At 48.9% G+C, this 511-nt stretch carries 2 pseudogenes; both read right to left on the bottom strand.

Annotated elements, in window-relative coordinates:
* Positions 1 to 314, bottom strand: a pseudogene (locus tag Q4563_RS15815) (ornithine carbamoyltransferase); the annotation flags it as partial.
* 16 nt (positions 315 to 330) lie between these two features.
* A pseudogene (locus tag Q4563_RS15810) lies at positions 331 to 511 on the bottom strand (aspartate aminotransferase family protein); the annotation flags it as partial.

Here is a 511-nt window from a genome sequence, read left to right as displayed (position 1 = left end):
GTACGGATCATAATGATATCGACCATGCGAGACAGCACACGAGCGCTGTCTTCGATGGGTTCACCACGACCCAACTGGGTATCCCGAGGCGACAGAAAAATAGCTGCGCCGCCAAATTGTGTCATGCCAGCTTCAAAAGATACCCGGGTACGAGTGGACGATTTTTCAAAAATCATCCCCAGCACCTGGTTTTTGAAGGGCTCATAGACTTCATGGCGATGTTGCATGGCCTTGAGTTCTATTGCTCGTTGTAATACCTGGTTCAGCTCTTCTGAAGTCAGATCCATCAGAGTTAAAAAGTGTCTCACAGCAATTCCTTCGTTATATCGATCAATCTAGCGAATCAATCAGGTTGCACACGATATCGATGATATTGTCAGCATCATCCTTGTTGAGGTTCAGCGCTGGCAACAAGCGGATCACATTACCTGCGGTGACGTTGAGCAGAATGCCGTATTCCAGACCCCGGGCCATCAGCTCAGGGCAATCCTGATCCATCACCAGTCCCATC

It is taken from the genome of Gilvimarinus sp. 1_MG-2023, assembly GCF_030548285.1.
Note: the sequence above shows the minus strand (reverse complement) of the source record. Positions and strands in the feature narration are given on the sequence as shown.